The sequence below is a fragment of the Stenotrophomonas capsici genome (genome assembly GCF_034961085.1).
Taxonomy (GTDB): domain Bacteria; phylum Pseudomonadota; class Gammaproteobacteria; order Xanthomonadales; family Xanthomonadaceae; genus Stenotrophomonas; species Stenotrophomonas capsici.
This window is the reverse complement of the sequence record NZ_JAYFUH010000085.1, coordinates 50,197-75,945: the sequence shown is the minus strand read 5'-3', so window position 1 is coordinate 75,945 and position 25,749 is coordinate 50,197. Positions and strand designations below refer to the sequence as shown.

The 25,749-nt window shown below is 66.3% G+C and carries 24 protein-coding genes and 1 tRNA gene; 9 read left to right on the top strand and 16 right to left on the bottom strand.

The annotated features are described in order from the left end of the window. Positions 1–4 precede the first annotated feature (4 nt). From VA603_RS07580 to VA603_RS07540, 9 genes are all read right to left on the bottom strand, one after another. Complete coding sequence (locus tag VA603_RS07580) at positions 5–1,360, bottom strand: aminodeoxychorismate synthase component I (RefSeq protein WP_323438418.1); 1,356 nt, start codon at positions 1,358–1,360, stop codon at positions 5–7. 153 nt (positions 1,361–1,513) lie between these two features. After that, positions 1,514–2,776: a beta-ketoacyl-ACP synthase II gene (gene fabF / locus VA603_RS07575; protein ID WP_313253991.1), complete on the bottom strand. Its 1,263-nt coding sequence runs from the start codon at positions 2,774–2,776 to the stop codon at positions 1,514–1,516. A 130-nt stretch (positions 2,777–2,906) separates the two neighbouring features. Next, positions 2,907–3,146 carry an acyl carrier protein gene (gene acpP, locus VA603_RS07570; RefSeq protein WP_132864793.1) on the bottom strand — a complete coding sequence of 80 codons (240 nt, stop codon included), beginning with the start codon at positions 3,144–3,146 and terminating at the stop codon, positions 2,907–2,909. Positions 3,147–3,295: 149 nt separating this feature from the next. Next, on the bottom strand, positions 3,296–4,039 hold the full coding sequence (gene fabG / locus VA603_RS07565) for a 3-oxoacyl-ACP reductase FabG (RefSeq protein ID WP_132864794.1): 744 nt from the start codon (positions 4,037–4,039) through the stop codon (positions 3,296–3,298). 89 nt (positions 4,040–4,128) lie between these two features. Further along, a complete protein-coding gene (gene fabD / locus VA603_RS07560; RefSeq protein WP_192286527.1) occupies positions 4,129–5,073 on the bottom strand; it encodes an ACP S-malonyltransferase in 945 nt (314 codons plus the stop codon). A gap of 82 nt (positions 5,074–5,155) precedes the next feature. Next, positions 5,156–5,938 carry a BUD32 family EKC/KEOPS complex subunit gene (locus tag VA603_RS07555; protein WP_323438417.1) on the bottom strand — a complete coding sequence of 261 codons (783 nt, stop codon included), beginning with the start codon at positions 5,936–5,938 and terminating at the stop codon, positions 5,156–5,158. A 62-nt stretch (positions 5,939–6,000) separates the two neighbouring features. Beyond that, complete coding sequence (locus tag VA603_RS07550; protein WP_132864797.1) at positions 6,001–6,966, bottom strand: beta-ketoacyl-ACP synthase III; 966 nt, start codon at positions 6,964–6,966, stop codon at positions 6,001–6,003. Positions 6,967–7,054: 88 nt separating this feature from the next. After that, entirely contained in the window at positions 7,055–7,252 is a 198-nt protein-coding gene (gene rpmF / locus VA603_RS07545; protein ID WP_132864798.1) for a 50S ribosomal protein L32, read from the bottom strand. A 104-nt stretch (positions 7,253–7,356) separates the two neighbouring features. Beyond that, positions 7,357–7,866: a YceD family protein gene (locus VA603_RS07540; RefSeq protein WP_323438499.1), complete on the bottom strand. Its 510-nt coding sequence runs from the start codon at positions 7,864–7,866 to the stop codon at positions 7,357–7,359. A gap of 115 nt (positions 7,867–7,981) precedes the next feature. Here VA603_RS07540 and VA603_RS07535 point away from each other — a divergent pair, with 115 nt between their 5' ends. Next, positions 7,982–8,554, top strand: a complete 573-nt coding sequence (locus VA603_RS07535) for a Maf family protein (protein ID WP_323438416.1) — start codon at positions 7,982–7,984, stop codon at positions 8,552–8,554. A 32-nt stretch (positions 8,555–8,586) separates the two neighbouring features. Here VA603_RS07535 and VA603_RS07530 read toward each other — a convergent pair whose 3' ends face one another. Beyond that, positions 8,587–10,431, bottom strand: a complete 1,845-nt coding sequence (locus VA603_RS07530; RefSeq protein WP_323438498.1) for a glycosyltransferase family 39 protein — start codon at positions 10,429–10,431, stop codon at positions 8,587–8,589. 38 nt (positions 10,432–10,469) lie between these two features. Between VA603_RS07530 and VA603_RS07525 the strand changes: the two genes are divergently transcribed. From VA603_RS07525 to VA603_RS07510, 4 genes are read left to right on the top strand one after another with little or no spacing between them, the layout of a single operon-like run. Continuing rightward, entirely contained in the window at positions 10,470–11,423 is a 954-nt protein-coding gene (locus tag VA603_RS07525) for an AAA family ATPase (RefSeq protein ID WP_425603675.1), read from the top strand. Continuing rightward, positions 11,424–12,380 (top strand): DUF58 domain-containing protein, encoded by a 957-nt coding sequence (locus VA603_RS07520; RefSeq protein ID WP_323438414.1) that lies wholly within the window; start codon positions 11,424–11,426, stop codon positions 12,378–12,380. Then, the gene (locus VA603_RS07515; RefSeq protein ID WP_323438413.1) at positions 12,377–14,338 is read left to right on the top strand and encodes a transglutaminase TgpA family protein; all 1,962 of its coding nucleotides are present in this window, start codon (positions 12,377–12,379) and stop codon (positions 14,336–14,338) included. The genes VA603_RS07520 and VA603_RS07515 overlap by 4 nt, the downstream gene beginning before the upstream one ends. Beyond that, positions 14,335–14,862, top strand: a complete 528-nt coding sequence (locus VA603_RS07510; protein ID WP_132864802.1) for a Slp family lipoprotein — start codon at positions 14,335–14,337, stop codon at positions 14,860–14,862. Before VA603_RS07515 ends, VA603_RS07510 begins: the two co-directional genes overlap by 4 nt. 69 nt (positions 14,863–14,931) lie before the next feature. Here the strand turns inward: VA603_RS07510 and VA603_RS07505 are convergent, their stop codons facing one another. The 5 genes from VA603_RS07505 to dnaX form a co-directional block, all read right to left on the bottom strand. Next, complete coding sequence (locus VA603_RS07505; protein ID WP_323438412.1) at positions 14,932–16,230, bottom strand: hypothetical protein; 1,299 nt, start codon at positions 16,228–16,230, stop codon at positions 14,932–14,934. 59 nt (positions 16,231–16,289) lie between these two features. Beyond that, positions 16,290–16,640, bottom strand: coding sequence for a histidine triad nucleotide-binding protein (locus VA603_RS07500; RefSeq protein WP_132864804.1), 351 nt, complete (start codon positions 16,638–16,640; stop codon positions 16,290–16,292). 51 nt (positions 16,641–16,691) lie between these two features. Continuing rightward, positions 16,692–17,291, bottom strand: coding sequence for a recombination mediator RecR (recR, locus tag VA603_RS07495; protein ID WP_132864805.1), 600 nt, complete (start codon positions 17,289–17,291; stop codon positions 16,692–16,694). Between the two features lie 91 nt (positions 17,292–17,382). After that, positions 17,383–17,703 (bottom strand): YbaB/EbfC family nucleoid-associated protein, encoded by a 321-nt coding sequence (locus VA603_RS07490; protein WP_132864806.1) that lies wholly within the window; start codon positions 17,701–17,703, stop codon positions 17,383–17,385. Positions 17,704–17,708: 5 nt separating this feature from the next. After that, on the bottom strand, positions 17,709–19,640 hold the full coding sequence (gene dnaX / locus VA603_RS07485; protein ID WP_323438411.1) for a DNA polymerase III subunit gamma/tau: 1,932 nt from the start codon (positions 19,638–19,640) through the stop codon (positions 17,709–17,711). A gap of 140 nt (positions 19,641–19,780) precedes the next feature. Between dnaX and VA603_RS07480 the strand changes: the two genes are divergently transcribed. The 4 genes from VA603_RS07480 to VA603_RS07465 all read left to right on the top strand — a co-directional run bounded on the left by VA603_RS07480 (position 19,781) and on the right by VA603_RS07465 (position 23,972). Beyond that, positions 19,781–19,873, top strand: a tRNA-Ser gene (locus VA603_RS07480). Positions 19,874–19,957: 84 nt separating this feature from the next. Next, positions 19,958–21,466: a site-specific integrase gene (locus tag VA603_RS07475; protein ID WP_323438410.1), complete on the top strand. Its 1,509-nt coding sequence runs from the start codon at positions 19,958–19,960 to the stop codon at positions 21,464–21,466. Beyond that, positions 21,466–22,233 (top strand): NYN domain-containing protein, encoded by a 768-nt coding sequence (locus VA603_RS07470; protein WP_323438409.1) that lies wholly within the window; start codon positions 21,466–21,468, stop codon positions 22,231–22,233. The genes VA603_RS07475 and VA603_RS07470 overlap by 1 nt, the downstream gene beginning before the upstream one ends. 584 nt (positions 22,234–22,817) lie before the next feature. Next, on the top strand, positions 22,818–23,972 hold the full coding sequence (locus VA603_RS07465) for a phospholipase D family protein (RefSeq protein WP_323438408.1): 1,155 nt from the start codon (positions 22,818–22,820) through the stop codon (positions 23,970–23,972). A gap of 104 nt (positions 23,973–24,076) precedes the next feature. Here VA603_RS07465 and VA603_RS07460 read toward each other — a convergent pair whose 3' ends face one another. Further along, positions 24,077–25,609, bottom strand: coding sequence for a MobA/MobL family protein (locus VA603_RS07460; protein ID WP_323438407.1), 1,533 nt, complete (start codon positions 25,607–25,609; stop codon positions 24,077–24,079). Between the last annotated feature and the right edge of the window lie 140 nt (positions 25,610–25,749).

Here is a 25,749-nt window from a genome sequence, read left to right as displayed (position 1 = left end):
GCCTTCATTCGACCGGATCCAGCGCCCGCAGCAGGCCGCGTGCCTTGGCCCGGGTCTCGTCCAGTTCCTTGGCCGGGTCCGAATCGACCACGATGCCGGCGCCGGTGCGGAACGTCGCCGCCGCGCCCTGCACCTCGGCGGTGCGGATCAGGATGTTCAGGTCCATGTCGCCGTCCCGGTTCAGCCAGCCGAAGGCACCGGTGTAGGCCCCGCGCGCGGTCTGTTCCAGCTCGGCGATGATTTCCATGCAGCGCACCTTCGGGCAGCCGGTGATGGTGCCGCCCGGGAAAGTGGCGGCGATCACCTCGCCCGGCGTCACCTCCGGACGCAGGCGGGCGCGCACGTTGCTGACGATGTGGTGGACATGGGCGTAGCTTTCCACCGTCATCAGTTCATCGACCTCGACGCTGCCGGCCGCGGCGATGCGGCCCAGGTCGTTGCGCTCCAGGTCGATCAGCATCACGTGCTCGGCACGTTCCTTCGGGTGGCCGACCAGCTCCTGGATGCGCGCGGCATCGTCGTCCCCGGCGAACCGCGGGCGGGTGCCGGCGATCGGCCGGGTCTGCACCACGTCACCGCTCACCGATACCAGGCGCTCCGGCGAGGAGCTGACCACCGCCCGCCCGGCGGCGACGAACAGGCCGGCGAATGGCGCCGGGTTGGCGGTGCGCAGGCGCGCATACAGCGCCTCCGGCGGCAGTGCCGCGTCGAAGTGCGCCTGCCAGCGCCGCGACAGGTTCACCTGGAACACGTCACCAGCATGCAGGTAATCGATCACCCGGCGCACGCCATCGGTGAAACGCTGGCCGGCGTCTTCGGTGATGTCCGCCGGGGCCTGCCAGCGCGGCAGCGGCGCCAACGCGGTGGCGTCCTGCACGTGCTGCTGCAGGTCGGCCAGCAGCCCGGCATGGTCGTCCTCGGCCACCGCCACGCAGCGCCCGCTGTCGCGCTCGCGCAGGATCGCGGCGGGGCAACGCAGGGCCACGGCGGACGGCAGGCCATCGGCGCGCGCCGGCAGGTTCAGGATCGGCTCGACCTGCCCGGCCAGTTCGTAATCCAGCAGCAGCGCCCAGCCGCCGCGGAACGGGAATTCAGCGAACAACGGCGCGCGCGCGGTGCGCAGCGCCTGCCAGTGCTGGTCGAGGACGTCGAGGAAGGTGCCGGCCAGTACGCTGCCGTCTTCACGATGCACCTGGCCATCGGCTTCCAGCCGCAGCTGCCCGCCGTCGGCGATCAGCAGCATGTCCCACTGGCCCTGCTTGCCGGCAGCGGTGGATTCCAGCAGGACGGGATAGCGATGCGGCGCGAGCCGATGCAGCCCCAGCAGGTCGGTGTCGGCGTGCAGGGGGAGGATGTGCATCGTGGGCCCGAAATGTCAGAAATGCAGGCTCTTCCCTTCTCCCGTCTGCGGGAGAAGGTGCCCGAAGGGCGGATGAGGGGGAGCTGCTAAAGCCCTTAAAAAAGCCGCCCTCACCCCAACCTCTCTCCCGCTTGCGGGAGAGGGGCTTAAAGCTTAGATGCGCTTGAACACCAGCGTGCCGTTGGTGCCGCCGAAGCCGAAGCCGTTGGACATCACCACGTCCACCTGTGCCTTGCGGGCCACGTTCGGCACGTAATCCAGGTCGCAGCCTTCGCTCGGATCTTCCAGATTGATCGTCGGCGGGATGATGCCGGTCTCCAGCGCCATCACCGAGAAGATGGCTTCCACGCCGCCGGCCGCGCCGAGCAGGTGGCCGGTCATCGACTTGGTGGAGCTGACCAGCAGCTTGTAGGCATGCTCGCCGAAGGCGGTCTTCATCGCCATGGTCTCGCCCAGGTCGCCCAGCGGCGTGGAGGTGCCGTGCGCGTTGAGGTAGCCCACCTGCTCCGGGGTGACGCCGGCGTCCTTCATCGCCGCGACCATGCAGCGGGCGGCGCCTTCGCCGTTCTCGCTCGGCGCAGTCATGTGGTACGCGTCGGAGCTTGCGCCGAAGCCGGCCAGCTCGCAGTAGATGCGTGCGCCGCGCGCCTTGGCGTGCTCGTACTCTTCCAGGATCAGGATGCCGGCACCATCGCCCAGCACGAAGCCGTCGCGACCCTTGTCCCACGGGCGCGATGCCTTTTCCGGTGCGTCGTTGCGGGTGGACATGGCCTTCATCGCGCAGAAGCCGCCCAGGGCGGTCGGCGAGGAACCCCGCTCGGCGCCGCCGGCGACCATCACGTCGGCATCGCCGTACTGGATCATGCGCATCGCCGTGCCGATGGAATGGTTGGACGTGGCGCAGGCCGACACCGCCGAGAACGACGGCCCCTTCAGGCCGGTGATGATGCTCAGCTGGCCCGGCAGCATGTTGATGATGGTCTTGGGCACGTAGAAGGGCGAGATCTTCTTGCCCTCGTGGAACTCGATGGTCTGTTCCTCGATGCCCAGCAGGCCACCGATGCCGGCGCCGACGATGGCGCCGATGCGCTCGGCATTGGCCTCGGTGATTTCCAGGCCAGAGTCATGCAGCGCCATGAAGGCGGCACCCAGGCCGTAGTGGATGAACGGGTCCATCTTCTTGGCATCCTTGCCACTGACCCTGAACTTGCCGAACAACGGGTTGTCGGCGGTGATGTCGAAATCCTTGACCTCACCTGCGATCTTGGTGGTGAAACGTTCCAGATAGGCATCTGCAACGTTCGTCAGCGGGCCAATGCCCGAGCGGCCATTGATGATGCCTTCCCAGCTGCTGGCCAGATCATTGCCCAGCGGCGACACCATGCCCATGCCGGTAACGACGACGCGACGACTCATTGCGGATTCTCCTGGCCCCGTTCACGGGGGCGGGGGTTGAAGCGGTGAAAAGCACAGGGCCGCATCCGCGGCCCCATGGATTTGCAACGCGGGCGGAAGTTCATGCCGGCCGCGTTCTGTCAGGCGTGGATTACGCCTTGACGTGCGCCTTGACGTAGTCGATGGCAGCCTGGACGGTACCGATCTTCTCGGCTTCCTCGTCCGGGATTTCGCACTCGAACTCTTCTTCCAGCGCCATCACCAGCTCGACGGTGTCCAGCGAGTCTGCACCCAGGTCATCGACGAACGATGCGCTGTTGGTGACTTCTTCTTCCTTGACGCCAAGCTGCTCGACAACAATCTTCTTGACGCGTTCTTCGATGGTGCTCATTGGATATCGCTCCAGATGGAGTAGTGGTTCAAAAGACGCCACCACGTGGTGATGGCCGTGGGATAGTGTAGTGGAAAGCGCCGGGCCGATGCATTCTGGCAAAAAACCCCGGCGATCAACCACTTGGGTGCAGTCCCTGCACCACACGCTTACGGCATGTACAGCCCGCCGTTGACGTGGAGGGTTTCGCCGGTGATGTAGCTGGCCGACGGGCCGGCCAGGAAGCCCACCGCCTTGGCGATGTCCGCCGGCTCGCCGAGGCGGCCCAGCGCGACCTGGCCGAGCATCGCCGCCTTGGCGTCCTCGGGCAGGTCCTTGGTCATGTCGGTATCGATGAAGCCGGGTGCGACCACGTTCACGGTCACGCCACGGCTGCCGATTTCCTTGGCCAGCGACTTGGAGAAGGCAATGATGCCGGCCTTGGCCGCGGCGTAGTTGGCCTGGCCGGCATTGCCGGTCACGCCGATCACCGAGGCGATGTTGATGATGCGGCCCTTGCGCGCCTTCATCATGCCGCGCATCACCGCCTTGGAGGTGCGGTAGACGCTGGTCAGGTTGGTATCGAGGATGGCCTGCCAGTCCTCGTCCTTCATGCGCATCAGCAGGTTGTCGCGGGTGATGCCGGCGTTGTTCACCAGGATGGTGATGGCGCCGAACTCCTTGCTGACCGCCTCGATCAGCGCGTCCACCGCGCCGGGCTCGGTCACGTTCAGGGCGCGGCCGTGGCCGCCCTGCGCGGCCAGGCGTTCGCCGATGGCGGCGGCGCCGGACTCGGTGGTGGCGGTGCCGATGACGGTGGCGCCCTGGGCGGCCAGTTCGTCGGCGATGGCGGCACCGATGCCGCGGCTGGCGCCGGTGACGAGCGCGATTTCACCCTGCAATGGCTTGCTCATGCGGTTTCTCTCTTCTTTCAGGCGGCGCCGCGGTGGCGGCAGCCGTTCACGGCCGGACGCAGGTTGCGCCCGCCCTCATGCCCATGGGATCAGTTGGCCCACTCTTCCAGCGCACCGGCGAAATCGGCCGGGGTCGCCAGCGAGCGGCCTTCGATGGTCTTGTCGATGCGCTTGACCAGGCCGGTCAGCACCTTGCCCGGGCCGCACTCGGCCACGCGGCTCACGCCACGGGCGGCCAGCGCCTGCACGCAACCGGTCCACTGCACCGGCTGGTACAGCTGCTGCACCAGCGCCTGGCGGATGGCATCCACGCCGTCATGCACCTTGGCATCGACGTTCTGCACCACCGGCAGCTGCGGCGCGCGCCAGTCCAGCCCGGCCATCACTTCGGCCAGGCGGTTGGCGGCTTCACGCATCAAGGGGGTGTGCGAGGGCACGCTGACGGCCAGTTTCACCGCCTTGCGCACGCCCTTCTCGGCCAGCAGCGCCAGCGCGCGGTCGACCGCGTCGGCATCGCCACCAATGACGATCTGGCCCGGGGAATTGAAATTGGCCGGCACCACGACCTGGCTGCCCGCCGCTTCGGCGCAGACCTCCAGCACCATAGCGTCCTCGGCACCGAGCACGGCCGCCATGGCGCCGACGCCGGCCGGGGCCGCGTCCTGCATCAGCTGGCCGCGCAGACGCACCAGGTGTGCGCCTTCACGCAGCGACAAGGCACCGGCAGCGACCAGCGCGGTGTATTCACCCAGGCTGTGCCCGGCCAGCACGGCCGGCTTGGCACCGCCCTGTGCGTTCCACAGGCGCCACACCGCGATGCTCGCAGCCAGCAGTGCCGGCTGGGTGAACTCGGTGCGGTTGAGCTGCTCTTCCGGGCCGCCCTGCGACAACGCCCACAGGTCCACGCCGGCGCCATCGGACGCCTCGGCGAAGGTTTCGCGGATCTGCGGGTGCAATTCAGCCAGTTCGGCCAACATGCCCAGGGACTGGGAGCCCTGGCCGGGGAACACGAAAGCGAGTCGGGAATCAGTCACGCGGTCATCTGCTGCACTTCGAAGCGGGGCATCATAAGCGCGAACCTGCCCGCTCGTCTGTACTGAAGCGTATGCAGGGCGCTCAGCCGAGCATGCCCAGCAGGTCGACCTGGCCGTCGATCAGCCAGTCCACGCAGACCACCGTCAGCAGCACCAGGCCCAGCGAAGTGGCCGCGTGCAGGGCGAAAATGGCCTGCGCCAGCACCCGGCCGGACCGGCCCGCCCGCTTCAACAGGCGCGCCAGTGACTGCAGCCGCGCGGTCACCTCGTTGGCCTGCTCGACCACCGGCCCCTGCGCCCGCTCCATCGCCTCGATCAGCAGGTCCTGCAAGACCTCGCCACGGTGGTCGTAGTACTTGGCCACGCCGTAGCCGAACATCAGCCAGTCGCGCGCCTGCGCCGTGGGCAGGTCCATCACTTCCAGCGGGTCCTCCTCGAAATCGAGGAAACCGACGTTCTCGCCGTCCCAGGTCATGTTGCGCGGCAGCGGCTGGCCCAGGTAGGCCCCGCGCGCATGCGCATCGGCAAGGGTGGCCATGGCGGCCTTCACCAGCCGGTCGCGGCCGGCATCATCGGCATCGCGCATGCATTGGTTGAAGGAGTCGCCGGTATGCTCCAGCAACAGGGCCGCCCGCCCCTCGCCGATGACGGCCGGAACGTTCACGCCCTGCTCGCGCAACTCGGCCAGGCGGCGCGCCTCGATGTCACGCGCCTGCTCGCCACCCCGGTGCGGCGGCGGCCGCAACGCGTCCATGCCGAAACGATGGGCGACAAGGTTCAGCAGGCCAAGGGCGAATGCCCGGCTGCCTTCACCGTAGTACTTGAGCCACGCACGCTGGCCCTCGATAAGAATGGCTTCTGCCATGACGCAACCTCCCGGATCACCCGTGCCGCCGCCTCACGCCGCGGCCGGCACGCAAACCGTGATCAGTAACGCAGCAACGCCGAACCCCAGGTGAAGCCGCCGCCGAAGGCTTCCAGCAGCAGCAGCTGGCCACGCTCGACCCGGCCGGAGCGGATCGCCGCATCCAGTGCCAGCGGCACCGAGCCGGCCGAGGTGTTGCCATGCTTGTCCACGGTCACCACCACTTGGTCCATCGACATGTCCAGGCGCCTGGCCGTGGCTTCGATGATGCGCAGGTTGGCCTGGTGCGGGATCAACCAGTCCAGGTCGGACTTATCCAGGCCGTTGGCCTGCAGGGTTTCGTCGACGACCGAGTCCAGCGCCTTGACGGCGTACTTGAACACGTCGTTGCCCTTCATGTTGATCTTGCCGGGCTTGTCCAGGCCGACCGACACGCCGATCGGGTTCCACAGCAGCTCCTTCTTGCTGCCGTCGGCATGCAGGTGGGTGCTGAGAATGCCGGTGTCTTCGTCGGCCTTGAGCACGACGGCGCCCGCGCCATCGCCGAACAACACGCAGGTGGTGCGGTCGTTCCAGTCGACGATGCGGGTCAGGGTTTCCGCACCGATCACCAGCACATGCCTGGCGTCGCCGCTGCGGATGAATTTATCGGCCACGCTCAGGGCAAACAGGAAGCCCGAACATGCCGCATTGACGTCAAACGCCGCCGAGCCGGCCGCGCCGAGGCGCGCCTGGATCAGACAGGCGGTGGACGGGAAAATGATGTCCGGCGTGGTGGTCCCCACGACGATCATGTCCAGCTGCGAAGCCTCGATGCCGGCCGCCTCCAGCGCACGCACCGCGGCGTGATAGCCGAGATCGCTGGTGGTTTCGCCTTCGGCAGCGATATGTCGCTCACGGATACCCGTTCGCGACTGAATCCACTCATCGGTCGTGTCCACGATCTTGGTCAGATCGTCGTTGGTCAACACTTTCTCGGGCAAGTAACTACCAGTGCCCGCGATCCTCGAGTAGATCCGCTTGCTCATGCTGTTTCCTGTTGCGCGAAGCCGCCCGAAGGCGGCCCCGGAAGAATCGGTGCAACCGCCGCCACGCGTACGTGGCGGCAGTCACGAATCAATCTTCTTCGACGACCGAGGACGACTTGGTCGTGATCACCTTCTTGCCACGGTAGAAACCGTCGGCGGTGATGTGGTGGCGCAGGTGCACTTCACCCGTGGTCGGGTCGGTGGACAGCTGCTTGGCGCTCAGGGCGTCGTGCGCACGACGCTGGCCGCGGCGGGACGGGGTAACACGGGATTTCTGCACAGCCATGGGATTGCTCCAAACTCGGTTCGTTTGCTTCGTCGTTTAATTGCACGGGACGCCAGCGTCCTGCACTACTCGCTTTCGCCGCAGCCGCCGACGATAACCGGCCGCTATTGTTTCTTCAGCGCCGCCAATGCCGCGAACGGATTGGCCTTGCTCTGTTCCTCTTCGGTCGCCGGCCAGTCACGTTCGACCGCCTCGCTCCCCGGTGCCAGCGCCACCACCGGCACCGCCAACACCAATTCATCCTCGACCAGTTCCAGCGGCTGCAGGTTGCCATCTTCCGGCACCAGCAGCGCTTCGTAATCCGGCGGAAGCGCCGATTCCTCTTCCTCGTCGCGGATCAGGCCCAGTCGCTGGCGGATCGCCACCGGCAGCAGGAAACGCTGCATGCTGCGCTGACAGATCAGCGGCAGCTCGGTATCGATGGTCAACTCGACATAGGCTACCTTCAACACCTCGTCGCGCCCAAATTCCAGTGCGTAACGGCACTGCCCTTCGGCATCGGCAACAAGGCCCTGCAGGCGGGGCAAATCGGACAAGGGCACCTGGCCATCGAAGCACCTGCGTGCTGCGACCATCCGCCAAGCATCCAGCAATTCGGGCACGTTCGCGGACATAAGCTGCAGAATGTTAAGGACCAGGCCCGCCGCTGTCAAACCCGGCGGCAAGGAATCATTGTCACCACGGGCTGGTCGCAGCAGACTGCCACGCCCGGATCCGCCATTTTCCCACATGACCGACCTGATCCTCGCCTCCACTTCCCGCTACCGGGCCGAATTGCTGTCCCGGCTGCGGCTGCCGTTCAGCTCCATCGCCCCCCAAGTCGATGAAACCCCGCTGGCCGGGGAGGCGCCGGCTGCGCTGGCCGCCCGTCTGGCGGCGGCCAAGGCGCAGGCCGTGGCGGCCGGACACCCGGGCGACTGGGTGATCGGCTCGGACCAGGTCGCCGAACTGAATGGGGCGCCGCTGGGCAAGCCGGGCACTGTCGACGCCGCCTGCGCGCAACTGGCCGCCATGTCCGGCCAGGAGGTGCGCTTCCATACCGCGCTGTGCCTGGACAATGGCCGCGAGCACCTGCAGGCCATGGACGTCACCCGGGTCCGGTTCCGCGCCTTGAACCACGAAGAAATCCGCCGCTACGTTGACGCCGAGCAACCATTGGACTGTGCCGGCAGCTTCAAGTGCGAGGGATTGGGCATCAGCCTGTTCGAGGCCATCCATTGCAGCGACCCGACCGCACTGGTCGGCCTGCCGCTGATCGCCCTGTCACAGTTGCTGCGGCGCGCCGGCTACGCGCTGCCCTGATCGCCGGCAGCGCAAGCACCCGGGAGAGCGCCCTACTCCACCACGAACGGCTGTTCGGCCCATTCCTCGACGCTGCCGTCCTTGCCGTGCAGGCGCATGCCCAGCCAATGCCGGCCCGGCGCCAGCGCGCGGGTATCCACCCTGGCGTCGAAGCCCACCGCCGGATGCTGCGGGTCATTCGTGCCCGGCCACGCCTGGCGGATGTCGAAGACCCGTCCATAGACGGCATCACCGACACTGTGCCCGTCCACCAGCAGCTCCACGCGGTCCAGCCCGACACCGTCCTTGAATGCCCACCCCTGCACGTCGACCGCGCCGCGCGCGACCGACGCACCGGCCGCCGGCACATCCACCCAGGCCATCGCCGGGGTGACGCACGGCCCCTCCTGCCGGGTTGCTGGTAGCCGGAACAGCAGGAACCGCTGGAAACCATGGTCCAACGACACCACCCGTGGCGGCGGCAGCGGCCCGACCAGTTCGCAGACCGCGTGATAGCGGGCCAGCAGGTCGCGGTAGCGCTGGTCACTGGGAGCCAGCACCAGCAATTGCGGCTTGTCGCGATGACCATCGCTGACCAGGCCCCACAGGGCCAGCTGCGCGGTACGCCCATGACGATCGTTGAGCGGATGCGGCAGCACCTGGATGGACGGATCGTCCAGGCCGAACCCCAGCTCGGAACCCACCTTGAAACTGCCGGCCAGGACCGTGGTGTCGGCCGGCATGTGCTGCAACTCTTCGCGCACGGCCGCGGCCAGCGGTGACCAGCCGGCGAAATTGCGCGGGTAGTACTTGCTACCCGCCATCTCCTGGCGCAGGCCGGGCATGGACACGACCAGGTAGTACCCCAGCGCGACGACCAGGCCGATCGCCGCCGTCACCCATACCGCGCGCCGCCACGCCTTCGGCCAATGCGTCAGCAGCATCGGCACCCCGACCAGCAGGGCCAGATATCCGGGCAGCGGCCAATGGAAGCTGATCCGCTCGGCATCGGTGAAGAAGCCCAGCAGGAAGATCAACGCCGTCGAGGCGGCGCCCACCAACGCGAAGTAGCGCCACTGCACGTGATGGAACCCACCCGCAGCCTTGCGTACGCCGCTGATGCCCACCATCACCATGGCCACGAACAGCACCGGCGTGACCATCAGCGGCTGTATCAGCAGGAACAGCAGACCCTCGCTGCTGAACACCCAGGGGTGGCGCTCGATGATCTGGAACTTCAGGCCAGCGTCCTGGTTTTCCAGGTTCCATGCCATCAATGGCAGCCATGCCACGATGCCGGTGGCCAGCGCGATCCAGATCCGGGGATCACGCAATACACGCCGCCCTTCCGGCAACAGCACCAAGGCAATGAATCCCACGATGATCACGCCGAGGAACCGATAGTGGCTCAGGGCCCCCACCACCAGGCCCAGCGCGAGCAGCAGCGCACCGCCGGCATCCACGCCGCGCAACAGCCGCGCACCCGCCCCGAGGCAGAGCAATGCCGCGATGGCCATCGGCACGTCCGGCACCGCCAGGATGCCCAGCGTGGCCGACATCGGCATCAGCAACGCCAGGCAACCGGCCTGCCAGCCGATCCGCCCGCCGAACCAACGCCCGGTGATCCACGCCACCATCCACGGCAACAATGCACCCAGCGCCAGGAATGGCAGGCGCACGCCGAGACGATGCCCGCCGGCCACTTCCACGCCCAGTCGCGTCAGCCAGGCCGTCAACCCCGGCAGGTCCGAATAGGCCGCCGCAAGATGCTGGCCTTCCTGCCAATAGAACGCTTCGTCGACGAACAACGGCAACCGTGACGCCACCAGGACCTTGACCGCCGTGGCCAACACCCACAACGTCAGGAACATGATGTAGGCGCGGCGCTCCCCCCTGATAGGCACTTACACTTCCTCAAAGTTGCAAGAATCGAGAGATGACCATGAGTCTGGCCACACCCGGAATGCTAACCGATGTCACGTTGCCCTCCCTGTACAAGGCGCAGGAACAGGTCAACGCCCTGCTGCTGGGCAAGGCACAGGAAGTACGGCTGGCATTTGTCGCCCTGTTGTCCGGGGGACACCTGCTGATCGAGGATCTGCCCGGGCTCGGCAAGACCACGCTGGCCCACGCCATGGCCTCCACGCTCGGCCTGCAGTTCCAGCGCGTGCAGTTCACCTCGGACCTGCTACCGGCCGACGTGCTGGGCATCTCGGTCTACGACGCGCAGAGCCGCAGCTTCCAGTTCCATCCCGGGCCGGTGTTCTGCAACGTCCTGCTGGCCGATGAGATCAATCGCGCGCCGCCGCGCACCCAGAGCGCGCTGCTCGAAGCGATGGCCGAGCAGCAGGTCACCCTGGACGGCGTCACGCATGCATTGCCGGATCCCTTCTTCGTGATCGCCACGCAGAACCCGGTGGACCTGTCCGGCACCTTCCCGCTGCCCGACTCGCAGCTGGACCGCTTCCTGCTGCGCCTGACCCTGGGCTACCCGAATGCCCAGGCCGAACGCGCGCTGCTCAGTGGCGGCAGCCGCCGTGACCTGATCGCGCGCACCACGCCCCGCCTGTCCGACCAGGACATCCTGCAGCTGCGCGAGGCGGTGGAACAGGTGCACGCCAGCGACGCACTGATCGACTACGTGCAGGCGCTGCTGACCCGCAGTCGCCAGCATCCGGGGGTGAAGGTCGGCCTGTCGCCGCGCGCCGGCATCGCGTTGTTGCGCGCGGCCAAGGCGCATGCGCTGCTGCTGGGCCGCGGGCATGTGGTGCCCGAGGATGTGCAGGCCTTGTTCATCGCCGTGGCCGGGCACCGGCTGGTCGCCGAGGCCGAGTCCTCGTCCGGCCCGACCCTGGCACGCGCCATCCTGCACAGCGTCAAGGTCGATTGAATGATCGACCGCCTGCGGCAACGCCTGCAGTCACTGCAATGGCTGGCGCGCCCACGCCACCCCGAAACGCTGCCGGTGCAACTGGACCGGCGCCGCATCTACGTGCTGCCGACCCGCTTCGGATTGTTCCTGGCCGCACTGCTGGCCGTGATGCTGCTGGGCGCACTGAACTACAACAACAACCCGGCGCTGCTGCTGGCCCTGGCGCTGGCCACCACCGCCATGGCCAGTGCCGTGTACGCCCACCTGCAGTTGTCCGGCCTCCGCCTGGAGGCGATGTCCGCCGAGCCGGTGGCGGCCGGCACCCCCATCCAGTTGCGGCTCGCGCTGTCACGCAGCGACAGCCGCAGCCGACGTGCACTGCAGCTCGACCACGAACAGGTCCACGGCAACGCCAGCCTGGCCCAGGACAGCCAGGCCGAGGCCGACCTGTGGCTGCCCACCACCGCGCGCGGCTGGATGGACCTGTCGCGCATCCGCGTCTCCACCACCCAACCGCTTGGCCTGGTACGTGCGTGGAGCTGGTTCTGGCCCGAAGCACCGCTGCTGGTCTATCCCACGCCCGAAGCCAACCCGCCGCCCCTGCCCGATACCGGCAACCATTCCACGCGTACCCGGGTGCATCCGCTAGGCGACGAACTGCAGCAGTTGCGGCCCTATCGTGCCGGTGATGCACGCCGGACCATCGCCTGGAAACACTCCGCACGCCGAGACACGCTGCTGGTGCGCGAGTACGAGCGCCCGGCCGGCACCGAACTGGTACTGGACTGGCAACAGCTGCACGCACTGCCCCATGAGCGCCGCATCTCCCGCCTCGCACGCTGGGTGGACGATGCCGAACGCGAGGGCCGCCGTTACCAGTTGCGCCTGCCCGGCACCCCACCGATCGGCCCGGCCAGCGGCGATGCCCATCGCCACCTGTGCCTGCGCGCCCTTGCCCTGCTACCGCCCGCATGAAGCGCGACAACGCTCCTGACGCCAGCAACACCGCACGCAGCGGGGCGATGCTGACCACCGCCCTGGCCCTGTTGCCACTGTTGCTGCAGTTGCCTGGCGTGCTGGCAGGCGTGATCGCCGCGGCGGCGGTGATCGTGGCGGCGCTGTCCTGGCGGCATGCCTCGCCGCTGGTGCTGCGCCTGTTGCTGGTCGCGGCCATGCTGGTGGCGATCTATTGGCAGATGGGGGCTCGACCAGGTCGGGACACCGGTTGCGCATTGTTGGCCGCGATGCTGGCCATCAAGTCCAGCGAGCTGCGCAGCCTGCGCGATGCACGCAGCCTGATCGGCTTCGCGCTGTTCGCGCCCTTTGCCGCGTTCCTGCTCGACCAGAGTCCGACCACCCTGTTGCTGGCCGTGGCCGCAGTGACCAGCGCACTGCTTGCCCTGCAGCGGCTGGCCGATGAGGAAGCCGGCATCACCCCCTTGCCCGTGACGGCCCAACTGCGCACGGTAGGCCGCCTGATGGCGCTTGCCCTGCCACTGGCGATGGCGGCGTTCTGGCTGGTGCCGCGCCTGGGCAGTCCGCTCTGGGGCATTCCCGAACGTGCGGTGGGCCGCCCCGGCCTGTCCGACAGCATGGACCCCAGCGCTTGGCTGGACTTGATGGCCGACGACACGCCCGCCCTGCGCGCACAGTTCTTCGGCGCCACGCCCGCGCCCGAACAACGCTACTGGCGGGGGCCCGTGCTCAGCCGGTTTGACGGCCGGCTCTGGGTCCGGGCGGATGCTCGGCGCGACGCAGCGCCACCGCGCTTCAATGCCGATGCCACGCGCTGGGACTACCAGATCGAGTACGAGCCCACCGACAACCGCCAGCTCGTCGCCCTTGATCTACCCACCCACGCGCCGGAAGACGCGGAGATGGACGCCGAGTTCTCGCTCACCAGTGCCCGCCCGCTGTCCGCACTGACCCGCTGGCGACTGCAATCCTCGACCTCCCCGGTTTTTGCCGACGCACTCTCGCCCGGCGGGCGCCGGATGAACCTTCAACTGCCCGATGGCTTCAACCCTCGGACCCTCGCCCTGGCCCGGCAATGGCGCAGCGAGGCCGGCACCGATGATGCTGCCATCGTGCAGCGCAGCCTGGACTGGATCCACCGCGAGTTCGCCTACACGCTGTCCACGCCCTTGCCCGGGCGCCACAGCGTGGATGAGTTCCTGTTCGACCAGAAGCAGGGTTTCTGCCAGCACTTCAGTTCGTCCTTCGTGGTGTTGATGCGCGGTGCCGGCATCCCGGCCCGCGTGGTCACCGGCTACGCGGGCGGCGTGCGCAACCGCTTCGGCGACTACTGGGTGGTCCGGCGGATGGATGCCCATGCCTGGGCCGAAGTGTGGCTGCCCGAACGCGGCTGGGTGCGGGTGGACCCCACCGCCGCGGTAGCCCCGGAGCGCATCTACGACACCCTGGAAGACCGCCTCGCCCTGGATGGCGCCGCTGCTGACGGACTGGACCTGTCCGGTCGCTGGGACAGTATCCTGCAGTTCGGGGACTGGATGCGCCGTGGCTGGAACACCGCTTTCCTTTCCTTCGATGCCCAGCGCCAGCAGCACCTGCTCCGCCCCTTCGGCGTGGGGGAACTGTCGCCCTCGCAACTGGTTGCCCTGTTCGCCGGCTTCGCCGTAATCGCCATGGGAGGCATGGCCTGGCTGCTGGCACGCGGCGAGCGCCAGCGCGACCCGCTGCTGCGCGCCTGGCACCGGCTGGGCCGGCGCTATGCCCGCCTCGGCCTGGCCCGCGAGCCCCACGAGCCGGCCGGCGATTGGGCGCGCCGGGTGGAACTCCGCTACCCCGGCAGCGGTCTGATGGCGCTCAGCAAACGTTTCGCCGAAGCACGCTACGCTGGCGTCCTGTCCGACCACGTTTCATTATTGCGGGACCTGCGCAGGCACCGCCCGAAACCCGGAGCATCACCATGAACACCCGCATTGCCCTGATTGTCGCCGCCAGCCTCACGCTGGCCGCCTGTGCCACCGCTCCCAAGCCGCTGCAGGGGCAGTTCAGCACGGTTTCCCCGCGTGATTCGGTGGCGCAGAAGCAGACCGGTACGCCGGTGCGCTGGGGTGGTCGCATCATTGAAACCCTGCCGAGCCAGGGTGAGACCTGCTTCCAGATGATCGCCCGTCCGCTCACCGGTACCGGTCGCCCGAGCAGCACCTCCTCCGACGCCAGCGACGGCCGCTTCATCGCCTGCCGCGCCGGCTTCTACGACCCGGCGGTATTCGAGCCGGGCCGCGACGTGACCTTCATCGGCCGCATCGATGGCTACCAGACCACCAAGATCGGCGAGTACGACTACCCACTGCCGAAGATCAACGCCGACGTGGTCTACCTGTGGCCGGTGCAGCGTGAAGTGGAAGTGGTGCCTGCCTACCCGTACGGCCCGTGGGGCCCGGGTTGGGGGCCCGGCTGGGGCTGGGGTTGGCGCGGCGGCTGGTGGTAAGACGCCCAGCGCTCACGGCAAACAGGAAACGCCGCCTCCGGGCGGCGTTTTTCGTGGCGGCAGGAGAACTCACTCCTGCCGGCGGATCGTCCAGTCGCCCTCGCGGGCATCAGGCCGCAGCACCCAGCCAGGCTTGAGGGCGAGCTCCCATCCCTCGCCCGCCCAGCCCTCGGCCGTTTGCCGTGCCCCGGCATGGGCCACCGACAGCCGCTTCCAGTCGCTGGACAACAGCCCATCACCACGCACCTCCAGCACGCCCCATTCGGCTGCCGCGCGGATCACCCCGTACACCGCACCCTGCGGTGGCAGCGGCGTCACCCGGTTCGGATCGAAACTGAAGCTGGCACCGTTCACCGGTACGCCCAGCACCGGGCCATCGACCAGCTGCGCACGCAGGGCCGCCAACACCTCGGCCTGCTGCCTGGCGCGGGCGGCCTCCTCGGCCTCGACCTCGGCCAGGCCATGGCGCGCGCCAGCACGCCGGAACGCGGCCTCATCGGCGTCGATGGGTACCCCCAGGGCGACCGCAAGCAGCTGTGGCAATCCGTCCTTCCGGTTCCAACGGGTGCGCCAGTCCGGCGCAGCCCGGTCCAGCAGGACACCGTAGGCAGGCCCGGTGTAGTAGGCGAAGGAACGGGCATAGGCGGTCACGCCGTCGCCGCGGCGCAGGTGTTCGGCAAGGTGTGCTTCCTGCGCCGCATCCTGCGCGAGGATGCGGCCGGTGTACTCGGCGATGCCCTCATGGCGCTCCATCGCATCCTCGGCAGCACGCGCCTCCGGGAAACGCGCCTGCCGCCAGCCCCGGAAGGTCAAGGCATCACGGCTGGCCCGTTGCCGCTGCGCCGCGTCCGTTGCCTCCATTGCCGCACGCAACGCACGCAGCTCCAGCCGCAGGGCCGTACGCCCCTGCGCCGTCTCCAGCTGGTCCTGGTCGGCATGGGTGGCGCGCAGGCCGATCTGCGCCTGGATGCGGTGCCAGGCCTCGTGCATGAAGAGGATGGACTGCGCCACCGGATCTTCCGGCAGCGGCAGCATCAACATCGTCCAGGTACGCCCATTCCAATCCACCGCGGTGTTGGCCACCGGCACCTTGTCGGGCAAGCGGCCACGGAAGAGTGCGCCTTCGCGCTCCAGCGCGGCATCCACGCCGTCCATGTTGGCAATGAACTGGCGGCTGGCCGGATCGGCCAACAGCACTGGCCCGCACAGGCTCACGCCCCAGGTCTTGCCATCATCGGCCGTACACAGCTGCTGCATGCGCTGGAAGGCCGCGCTGGCGACGGATGCCTCCGGCAAGCCCTGTGCGAATGCTGCCGACGGGAACAACACGAACAGCAGGCCAATGCGCCTGCAGATGCCTCCAGCCACCGAACACCCCCTCATGGCGGAACCGTGTTCCGCGCGTCGTCAAACCCACCGATGTCGGCTCACGCCGCGCCGAAATGCCCCAGCGGCGCGCCGGCCAGCAGATGCAGGTGGATGTGGAACACCGTCTGGCCGGCATCTTCGCGGCAGTTCATGACGATGCGGTAGCCGTTCTGCGCAAAGCCTTCCCTGCGCGCGTACTCGGCAGCAGCCAGGGCCAGCTTGCCCACCAGGTGCGCCTGCGAGGGCTGCAGGTCGTCCAGGGTCGGGATGACGTCGTTCTTGGGAATGAACAGGACATGCACCGGCGCCTGCGGGGCGATGTCCTTGAAGCCCAGCACCTCGTCATCTTCATAGACGATGTTGGCGGGAATCTCGCGGCGGATGATCTTGCCGAAAATCGTATCGGTCATGCGACGGCTCACTGGCGTTGAACGGCCTACAGCTTACCGCCCCACCGTGGCTTATTCGCTGATTTCGCTGCGACTGCCGAAGGCATGCGACAAGGTGCCGCGGTCCACGTACTCCAGTTCGCCACCCAGCGGCAGGCCCTGTGCCAGGCGGCTGGGCCGTACCTTGTTGCGGCGCGCCAGCTGCGCCAGGTAGTGCGCGGTGGCCTCGCCTTCGACGGTGGAATTGGTGGCGATGATCAGCTCGGTGACCTCACCTTGCGCCAACCGGGCTTCGAGCTTGTCCAGCCCCAGCTCGCGCGGGCCGATGCCGTCCAGCGGCGACAGCCGCCCCTGCAGCACGTAGTACACGCCGCGGTAGCTGGTGGCGTGCTCGATCGCCAGCCGGTCGGCCGGTGATTCGACCACGCACAGCGTCTGCCGCTCGCGGCTGCTGCTGGCGCAGACCGCACACACCGGGGTTTCGCTGAAATCCCGGCACTGCTCGCAGTGGCCGATCTTCTCGATGGCCTCGGCCAGAACCTCGGACAAGCGCTGGCCGCCGTCGCGTGCGCGCTCCAGCACGTGGTACGCCATGCGCTGGGCCGTCTTCTGGCCGACGCCCGGCAACACACGGAAGGCTTCGATCAGTTGTTCCAGCAGCGGCAGGCTCATCGCGACAGGCTCTCTTCAAAACAAGCGCGCGAAGCCCGGAGGCTTCGCGACACGGGTAACGCAGGTGCCGGCCCGGCCGGCGCCAGCATCATCAGAACGGCAGCTTCATGCCCGGCGGCAGCTTCATGCCGGCCGTGGCCGAGCCCATGCGGCTCTGCGATTCGGCGTCGATCTTGTTGGAGGCATCATTGAAGGCGGCGGCGATCAGGTCTTCCACCATCTCCTGGTCGGACAGCACCGACGGATCGATGCGCACCTTGCGGCACTCCTTGGTGCCGGTCAGCGTCACGCTGACCATGCCGCCACCGGCGCTGCCGGTGACTTCCAGCTTGGCGATTTCTTCCTGGGCCTTCTGCAGGTTCTCCTGCATCTTCTGGGCCTGCTGCATCATTTGGGCGATATTGCCGCGCATGGTTCTTACTCTTTGAAGGGACGGATGGAGTCGGCCACGACCCGGGCGCCCTGCTGGATCAGCTGCTGCACCTGGGGGTCGGCCATGAAAACGGCTTCGGCCGCGGTTTGCTGCTCACCGCGCTGGCGATCAGCGCGCTCGTGCAACGTCTCGGCCTGGACGTTGCCGGTTTCAATCACGATCTTCGGAGTGCTGCCCAAGGCCTGCGACAAGGCCTGCGCCAGCGTCGCCAACGCGCGCTCGGACTGCAGGTACTCAAAGCCCGGCAGCAGCGCCAGCTTCAGCACGCCGTTCTGGAAGCTGACGAACGCCGTGTTGGCGGCCAGTTCGCGCGACGGGCCGGAAAGGCCGCTGTCGACGATCAGGTCCAGCCATTGTTCGGCGCTGTCCAGCGCGCGCCCACCGCCGGTGGCCGCCGGCTTGGCGGCCGGGGCGATCTCGATTCCGCTCGGGCGCGCTGGCGCGGTCGGGGCCACCGGAACCGCCGGCGCGGCCTGACGTACCGGCGCTTCCTCGACCGGTTCGGACATCGCCATTTCCGCCGCCATCGCCTCGTCACGCGCGGCGGCTTCAGCCGCCTCCACCGCCCACGGCGGCAGGTCGTCATCGGCTACCTGCGACTTGGCCGGCGGCGCCGGCTCGGATGCGGCCACGACCGGCGCGACCGGCTTCACCGGTGCCACAGCCACGTCGGCCACGGCTGCAGGCGGTGCCACCGGCACCACGGGCTCAGCAACCGGCTTGGACGCAGTCACTGGCGCGGCAACGGCCGCGGCCGTCACACCGCTGCCCGTCGTTGCGGCACCGACCTGTTCCCCGGTGCCCTGCCCCGAGCCTTCCGGCACGGCCGGTACCGCGCCGGCCGGACGGAACGCCAGCATGCGCAGCACGGTCATTTCAAAACCGGCACGCGGGCTGGGCGCCAGGTGCAGGTCGCGACGGCCGCCCAGGGCCATCTGGTACCAGAGCTGGACCACTTCCGGGCGCAACCGCTGGCCGAAGGCCACCGCATCCACGCCCTCGCCCGGCACCACGGTGCCCGGGACCAGCTGCTGTACCTGGATGCGGTGCAGCGCCTCGGCCAGCGCGTCCAGCACGCCGCTCCAGTCCGGCGAGAAATCAGCCAGCGCCGCGACCACCTGCAGCAGCCGCGTGCCATCACCATCGGCCAGGGCGTCCAGCATCGCCGCCACCTGGGTGCGGTCGACCGTCCCCAGCATGGCGCGCACCACGTCATCGCGCAGCGCGCCACCGGCATAGGCGATGGACTGGTCCAGCAGCGACAGGCCATCGCGCAGCGAGCCATCGGCTGCGCGCGCCAGCTGCACCAGGGCGCTGTCGTCGAACGCGATCTCCTCGGCGGTGAGGATGCGGGTCATCTGGCCGCGGATCTGCTCCTCGTCCAGGCGCTTGAGGTTGAACTGCAGGCAGCGGCTGAGCACGGTGACCGGCAGCTTCTGCGGGTCGGTGGTGGCCAGCAGGAACTTCACGTGCTCCGGCGGCTCTTCCAGCGTCTTGAGCAGCGCGTTGAACGCCGCCTTGGACAGCATGTGCACTTCGTCGATCAGGTAGACCTTGTACTTGCCGCGCGAGGGCATGTACTGGGCGTTCTCGATCACCTCGCGCACGTCATCCACGCCGGTATTGGAGGCGGCGTCGATTTCCAGCAGGTCGATGTAGCGGCCGGCGTCGATGTCCAGGCAGGCCCGGCACTGGCCGCACGGGTCGGCGCTGGTGCCCTGCTCGCAGTTCAGCGACTTGGCGAAGATGCGGGCAATGGTGGTCTTGCCGACACCGCGGGTGCCGGTGAACAGGAAGGCGTGGTGGACGCGGCCACTGTCGAGCGCATTGCTCAGCGCGCGGACCACGTGTTCCTGGCCCACCAGCTCGGCAAAACGCTTCGGACGCCACTTGCGGGCAAGGACGAGATAGGACATCAGGCAACCGTCTTCATCTGAAGCCCCATTGTGCCATGCCCACCCTGTCCGCCAGCACCCTGTCCAGGGGGGTGCTTGTGGCCGGCGGCCAGTCCCTATAGAATCTGCGCCCCTGCTGAGGCATTGCAGCAGCAGGATCCGGAGAGGTGTCCGAGTGGTTGAAGGAGCACGCCTGGAAAGTGTGTAAGCGTCTAAACCGCGCTTCGGGGGTTCGAATCCCCCTCTCTCCGCCAGATTACGCAAACCCCTGTTTACGCAGGGGTTTTTGCTTTTCTGGGGTGACCCTCGACGGGACACAAATCGGGACACATCTGACGATGCGCATCCCACACCATCTTGTTCGCTCGCCCACTGGCCTCTGGTCTTTCCGGCAACGGGTTCCCACCGATCTCCAGGCCATCCTTGGCCGACGCATCTTCAAGCGCACCCTGCGCACGTCCGAGCTGGCCGTGGCCCAGTTGCGCGCCCTGCAACTGGCGGCGCGCTATGCTCAAGCCTTCGACGTGTTGAGGGAGCAACGCATGGGAATCAAGGAAGAGGACATCGACGCGCTGCTCAGGCGCATGACCGGTGGCGACCCGCTACAGCAGTTGATTTTGAACCGGACCAAGGCAGCAGACGGGACGGTGACCGAGCACTGGCAAATCGACACGCCGGACGATGTCAGGCTCTATCAGCAGATGATGGAGCTCTCTGCCTCTCAGCCCAGTGAGCTGAGCGAGTTGATCCGTCAGGGCGTGCCGCCCATGCCCGTGGCCCGTCGCGTGACCAAGCCTGCCGTGGAGACCATCACCCTGGGCAAGGCCCGCGACGCTTGGCTGGCCAGCATCCAGCCCGGCTGCCTCCCCAAAACGTTCACCATTAAAAAGACCGCCATCGAGGCACTGGTGTCCTTCCTGGGGGAAAAGGCCAAACTCCACTCGGTCACCCGGTCCGACCTGGCTCGGTGGTATCAGTTCATGCGGGACGGGGGCTCGGCGACGCCCACCCTGACGAACAAGCAAAGTTATGTCGGCGGCCGCGGAGGGTTTTTCGAATGGGCCATGGCCTCCGGCCACTATCCCAAGGGGGACAACCCGGCCGCAGGCCATGTCACCTACTCCACCCGCGAGAAGCGGGCTAGGAAGCGATTCAGCTTCAAGGCCTATGATAGTCATCAGGTCCAAGCGCTGTTCGCACCGGCCGCGTTCGAAGAGCTGGCGCTGTCCGCCCGCTGGGCCTCGTTGCTGGGCCTCTACACGGGTGCCCGGGCCTCAGAGGTCGGCCAGCTCTTGGTCGAGGATGTCTTGACGGTCGACGGACTGCACTGCATTCGCATTTCTGACGAGGGGGAGCACCAGAAGGTCAAGACCGAGGTCAGCCTGCGCACCATCCCCGTGCGTCCCGACCTCATTGAGCTGGGCTTCTTGGACTGGGTAGGCAGCCTTCGAGCCCAGAAGGCACCAAGGCTCTTCCCCGCCGCCAAGGCGAACGCCAAAAACGGCGCGGGCAACTGGATCACCAAGGCATTCGGCCGACACCTGGAGCAGGTCGGGGCAAACTGGCCGGAAGCCAAGCGTGGCTTCCACTCCCTCCGAAAAACGCTGATTCAGGAGCTCCAAGGCGCTGGCGTGGTCTCCGAGCTCCGGGCCCAACTGGTGGGCCATGAGCTGGACGACGAGCACCATGCCACCTACAGCCGGACCTTCACGGTCCGGGAAAAGCTGAAAGGCCTTAAAGGCGTCTCGCCGGGGCTGGCTGTGCTTTCTTACGAGCTCAACCTGCCTGCGCTTCGCGCTCTCTTGACCGTGGAGCCCGGCTCCCACAAGCAAAGGAAAGCTCGTTGATGAGCATCGTTCCGCATGAATCACGCGTCGCAGTTCTTCTGGACTGCGACAACGTCAATCCGGAGATTGTGGACCACGCCCTTCTCATGGCCGCGCAGTTCGGGCGGGTTGTCGTTCGGAGGGGCTACGGCAACCACTCAACGCTTACCAAGCGCTGGCAGGAAACGCTCGTCCGGCAAGCGTTTACTCCATGCCTCCAATATCAATACGCCGCAGGCAAGAACACAGCGGACATTGCGTTGGCGCTTGATGCCTTAGAGGCAATGTTCGACGAGCGCGCAGACACCTTTTGCCTGGTGACCAGTGACTCTGACTTCGCCTACCTTTGCCGCAAGCTTCGAGAGCGAGGAGCCACGGTTTGTATCGTCGGCGAAGCCAAGACGCCAGAGGCGTTGCGCAACGCCTGCGACCAGTTTTTCGAGTGGCAACCAGCAGAGTCGAATGCACCCTGCGACGAATCGCCTGCCCCGGCCCCCAAGGACTCCCACGGCAAAGTGGAGGCACCCAAGCCGCTTCCCAAACGCCGCCCTCGCTTTTTGGTCGACGCGGTCTCCTTGCTAGCCGATGGGACCACGGACGGGGAAGTGGTGCTAGGAACGCTGGGCCACTATCTGAAACGGACTGACCCATCTTTCTCCCCGAACGCCTATGGCCACTCCGGTCTCCTGAACATGATCAGGACGTATGACCTCCTGACAGCCTCACAAGCGCCCGGCGGACACTGGCTGGTTAAGCTGGCACCTCAAATCGAATCGGCCGATGTGTGACTGCTTTTGCCACTCGGCTTTTGCCACTCGGCTTTTGCTACTCGGCTTTCGATTCCTAGGCATTGGAAAGCAACTTCAAGATCTGTGAACCAGCGCAGATTCCTCCCCTTGCCAATCTTGCAGCCAGTGCTTCGATGTGAAGACTTTTCACACCTGGAACCTCAGAAATCCTATGCCCGCAAATGTTGAGCTTCGTATCGCCAGCCGCCTGCTCCCGACCCTCATAGCCCAGAGCGACACGCGCGACGTCAACGCCAGAGAAATCGACGTTCAACACGCCATTGATGTCGCCGCGCTGCTCATGCGAAGGTTCGCTGGCTCACCCCACGGCCAGGCCCATCAAACCTACATACCCAGCCCGGCCAGTCGACCATCTCCACGCGCCTCGACGGTTGACCGCGCACAGCTGCCGCCCACCTTCCCCTCGCAGGAAGACTGGCGGAAGGCTCGCGGCCTCCAGCCAGTCACGGCACAGCAGCAATCGCCGAAGCGAGAGAGCGGCCCATCCCTCCCGTGAAATTCGGACGGGAAACCCATGCGAGGGAGAACGACAGGACGCTACAGGACACTAGCAAAGGGAAAACATGGAACTGTTCTTACATCAGAGCAAGCAGAAAAGTCAGCTCGGTCATCGCTACACCAAGGCATTCCGAGAAGCGGTGGAGCTGTATGTGGTCTCCGCATACCTGACCGAGTGGGACGACGCTTTAAAGATATCTCCCGAATGCAAGCGATTCCGATTCATCGTTGGAAAGGACTTCGGCATTACGCGAAAAGATGCCTGTCGGAAGGTCCTGAGGTGGCTAGCCCCATCGAGAAAGGCCGAGTTCCTGGTTGCCGATGGAATCCGCGGATTTCATCCGAAGTCAGTCATATGGAAGGACCTGAGCGGTGACGCGTTCATGATCATCGGTTCTTCGAACCTAAGCAAAGCAGCCTTCAACAGCAATGTGGAAGCGAACATCCTCGTATCGATTTCCGCCAGTGAGTTCAATGATGTCAGAGCTTGGATAGACTGGATCGAGGAATCATCCATCCCTGTTTCAGAGGACTGGCTGGAGCTCTACACGGAAGCAGTCCGTCCGCCCAAAATCGGCAGCGATGAGAACAAGGCATCCTTCGCCGACGAGGCCCCTACCGTGGTCTTCAAGCTCCCTTGGCCCGCGAACGCCGCGGAACGCGTCCAAGAACGCCAGAACCAGATGAAGGCCTTCGAGAAGCACAAAAAAGGACTCATGGCCCTTTTCAGGCGAACTGCGAAAGGCGAAATAAAGAACAAAGAGTTTTATGAACTACTGCCGAGCCACTGGAGCTTCGAGCTTGGCAATCGATTGCAAGGAAGAGGATGGGAGAGACTGGGAATGGCGGCAGACTTTAAGGAGATAGCCCAAGCCTTCATTGCCATTGAAGACGCCTCCAAGCGAGACCGTGATGATGTCGTCAGGCGAGAGATAGACCGCCTTCATGATCGCGCCAACCCAGCACGCCGAGCTTTCCTGTCGGAAATGCTCTGCCTTCGATTCCCTAACTCTTACCCCGTCCTCAACAATCCGGTTCGGGCCTTCTTGGTCAAGCATCAACTCAGCGCTCCGAGTGGATCCAGCGAAGGCTCGAAATACATAGATCTCGCGAAGAAGCTTAGGACGGCCCTCCGCGCAAACCCTAGCTACATCGCGAAAAATCTGGCCGAGCTTGATCTGCTGATCTGGGACTCATCGGAATATAATCCGCGGGGGTGACTTGCACGCAATACCATGAGCCCTTACCGCGCCAGGGTATTCGCCGAAAAAGGTCTACGGACACAGTCATGACAACCAGCCCCGCATTCGCGGGGCTCTTTCGTTCAATGGAGGGATGGCGGCTTGGGTTTGAAGGCCGGCGCAGGGAAGTCCAAAGCTGACGGAGCTTCCTGGCGCTCAAGAACGATCTGTGACGGCGACGGTGACGGCATCGCCTCCAACTCCTCTGCCTTGCGAAGGATGTCTGCATCCACCTCTACCAGAGCTTCAGCTGACCCACGCGAGCGCGCCTTCTCCAGCTCTTTGGTCCGCTGCTCCAGCGCAGACAGGCGGCGCTCACGCCGCTGGGTCCATTCGGGCCGCGAGTAGCCATTGGTTCCCATGGGGTAGTCGGTGTTGAAGCGCTCCCATTCGTGCTGAGCCAGGTGATGTAGGCGCTCGGCCCTGCCCAGCGACACCAATCGCAAGGCACGCCCCAGGATTGCCGCTCGCAGTGCCCGGACCTGGAGAACCGCCGTGGTAATCCACTGCCGCAAGGGGACCGTCTCCCCAGCCCGCGCGAGTTCGGCTTGAGTCCATTCAAGCCCGGCACGGACACGCTGGGTCGACAGGTCTGCCCTGGCGCGCGCGATGTCCTGTAGGTCGCGCAGGGCCTGAGCCACGCGCTCTGCGAGACTGACCGGGCGCTGGCCTTCGGCTGATTCTTGCTGGCGGCCCAGGACCTGCGACAGCCGCATCCCGGACACGCCTCGAATCTCCAATCCAGGAGCCAAGCCCTGCATGGAGGACGGTCGGCCACCTTGAGCATGACCGACCGACGCCGACATGGGGACGGCCCTGCCCTCGCGGCCCGCCTGGATAGTGAGATGGTCCAGATGTTCGGCGTTGCCGACCTCAATGGCGGCGTTCTCTGACACCAGCCGGCTGCCCATGCCTTTGCGGGCCAAAGCCGCCGCCGCCTTACCGAGGTGTTTCGTGGGCTCTCTCGATAGGGCCACGGCCTGGAGTTCGTCCCCCCGGTCCGAAGCCGCCCGAGCCTGCTCTGCCAAGCTGCGGTGGTCAATCGTGACCGTCAGGCCAGCTGCTTCAAGATGTGCATTGGTCGTTTCAGCGACCATCTCCCGGACCCATTGAACCTGCACTTTCCCCGACACGCCGCCATCGAGCTCGCGCGTTTTCTCGCCAAACCCATCGGGCCCAATGCGCCTGGTGCTGGCAAGCAGGTGCACGTGATGGTTGAGCCCGTCCGGGGTCCCAGGCGAGTGAATGCTGGCTTGGATGGCGAACTGGTAGCGGTCCACCAACGCCTCGGCAATGGAAAACGCCAAGTGTGCGCGCTGCTCGTCGGTCAACTCGTACGGCAACGACAGCTCGAACTCGTGAGCCACCGTAGCGTCCTTACGACGCTCAGCGGCCTCCGCGACGGCCCAGAGCTCGCCGGGCACCAGCGCCCAGTCGGGTGCATCTGGAGGTGCGAGGCAGAAAGTCTCAACGACGCCGCTCCTGCGGCGATAGTCATGCTGCTGCCCGGTGATGACATCGGACAGCAGCAAGCCACCTCGATAGGCGGCTGCGGCGACAGCGGATTGGCCTTTGCCTCGGCTAAAGACCTTGATTGCGGCGTGAAAGATGGCCATAAAACTCCTTGGAAACAAGGGTCTTTATGGAACATCTTTTGCTTTTGGCAAGTCGCAAAGCGGCTTGGGGTCCCAGGGGCGAAGCCCTTGGCGCACGCATCCGTCAGGATGCCTAAGTGCGCTATTCGCCCTTGCTATCA

Bases quoted from the DNA above. Each gene is read 5' to 3' on its own strand.
- VA603_RS07540 (WP_323438499.1), bottom strand. From the start codon at position 7,866: ATGTCCGCGAACGTGCCCGAATTGCTGGATGCTTGGCGGATGGTCGCA.
- fabF (WP_313253991.1), bottom strand. From the start codon at position 2,776: ATGAGTCGTCGCGTCGTCGTTACCGGCATGGGCATGGTGTCGCCGCTG.
- VA603_RS07550 (WP_132864797.1), bottom strand. From the start codon at position 6,966: ATGAGCAAGCGGATCTACTCGAGGATCGCGGGCACTGGTAGTTACTTG.
- VA603_RS07500 (WP_132864804.1), bottom strand. From the start codon at position 16,640: ATGACCGATACGATTTTCGGCAAGATCATCCGCCGCGAGATTCCCGCC.
- VA603_RS07470 (WP_323438409.1), top strand. From the start codon at position 21,466: ATGAGCATCGTTCCGCATGAATCACGCGTCGCAGTTCTTCTGGACTGC.
- VA603_RS07525 (WP_425603675.1), top strand. From the start codon at position 10,470: ATGACCATGAGTCTGGCCACACCCGGAATGCTAACCGATGTCACGTTG.
- dnaX (WP_323438411.1), bottom strand. From the start codon at position 19,640: ATGTCCTATCTCGTCCTTGCCCGCAAGTGGCGTCCGAAGCGTTTTGCC.
- VA603_RS07490 (WP_132864806.1), bottom strand. From the start codon at position 17,703: ATGCGCGGCAATATCGCCCAAATGATGCAGCAGGCCCAGAAGATGCAG.
- fabG (WP_132864794.1), bottom strand. From the start codon at position 4,039: ATGAGCAAGCCATTGCAGGGTGAAATCGCGCTCGTCACCGGCGCCAGC.
- VA603_RS07475 (WP_323438410.1), top strand. From the start codon at position 19,958: ATGCGCATCCCACACCATCTTGTTCGCTCGCCCACTGGCCTCTGGTCT.
- VA603_RS07465 (WP_323438408.1), top strand. From the start codon at position 22,818: ATGGAACTGTTCTTACATCAGAGCAAGCAGAAAAGTCAGCTCGGTCAT.
- VA603_RS07515 (WP_323438413.1), top strand. From the start codon at position 12,377: ATGAAGCGCGACAACGCTCCTGACGCCAGCAACACCGCACGCAGCGGG.
- VA603_RS07555 (WP_323438417.1), bottom strand. From the start codon at position 5,938: ATGGCAGAAGCCATTCTTATCGAGGGCCAGCGTGCGTGGCTCAAGTAC.
- recR (WP_132864805.1), bottom strand. From the start codon at position 17,291: ATGAGCCTGCCGCTGCTGGAACAACTGATCGAAGCCTTCCGTGTGTTG.
- VA603_RS07510 (WP_132864802.1), top strand. From the start codon at position 14,335: ATGAACACCCGCATTGCCCTGATTGTCGCCGCCAGCCTCACGCTGGCC.
- VA603_RS07580 (WP_323438418.1), bottom strand. From the start codon at position 1,360: ATGCACATCCTCCCCCTGCACGCCGACACCGACCTGCTGGGGCTGCAT.
- VA603_RS07520 (WP_323438414.1), top strand. From the start codon at position 11,424: ATGATCGACCGCCTGCGGCAACGCCTGCAGTCACTGCAATGGCTGGCG.
- VA603_RS07535 (WP_323438416.1), top strand. From the start codon at position 7,982: ATGACCGACCTGATCCTCGCCTCCACTTCCCGCTACCGGGCCGAATTG.
- VA603_RS07460 (WP_323438407.1), bottom strand. From the start codon at position 25,609: ATGGCCATCTTTCACGCCGCAATCAAGGTCTTTAGCCGAGGCAAAGGC.
- acpP (WP_132864793.1), bottom strand. From the start codon at position 3,146: ATGAGCACCATCGAAGAACGCGTCAAGAAGATTGTTGTCGAGCAGCTT.
- rpmF (WP_132864798.1), bottom strand. From the start codon at position 7,252: ATGGCTGTGCAGAAATCCCGTGTTACCCCGTCCCGCCGCGGCCAGCGT.